At 63.6% G+C, this 686-nt stretch carries 1 protein-coding gene; it reads left to right on the forward strand.

From position 1 onward, the window contains the following. A partial coding sequence (locus AC0L2B_RS00155) for an ATP-binding cassette domain-containing protein (RefSeq protein ID WP_473743630.1) occupies nucleotides 1-686 on the forward strand: 686 nt, incomplete at both ends.

Here is a 686-nt window from a genome sequence, read left to right on the forward strand (position 1 = left end):
CTGCCGCCCGGCGCCAAGAAGGTCAACGAGCGCGTCGAGCCCGGCGCGCCGGTGCTCAAGATCGAGGATCTCAAAAAGTACTACAAGGTCGGCGGCAGCGAAGTGTTGGGCGGCGAGAGGCGGGTCGTCAAGGCCATCGAGACGATCTCGTTCATGGCGCGCGAATCCGAGACCGTCGCCATCGTCGGCGAATCCGGCTGCGGAAAATCGACCTTGGCCAAGGTGCTGCTCGGACTGGAGACGGCAAGCTCCGGCCGCGTCAAACTCGGCAACAAGGAGATCCAGTCGACCGGGATCGAGAAGCGTAGCGTCGACACCGTGTCATCGATCCAGATGGTGTTCCAGAATCCGTTCGACACGCTCAACCCCAGCCATACGGTCGGTTCGCAGATCATCCGTACGCTGGAAAAATTCAACGTCGGCGACACGGTGGCCGACCGACGCCAGCGGATGCTGGAGCTTCTCGACCTGGTGAAGCTGCCGCGGGCGTTCGAGTCGCGCAAACCGCGCCAGCTTTCCGGCGGCCAGAAACAGCGCATCGGCGTGGCGCGTGCCTTTGCCGGCGATGCCAAGGTGGTGGTGGCCGACGAGCCGGTCTCGGCGCTCGACGTGTCGGTGCAGGCGGCGGTGACCGAACTGTTGATGGACATCCAGCGCAAGAACAAGACGACGATGCTGTTCATCAG

This window comes from Mesorhizobium sp. WSM4815 (assembly GCF_055811575.1).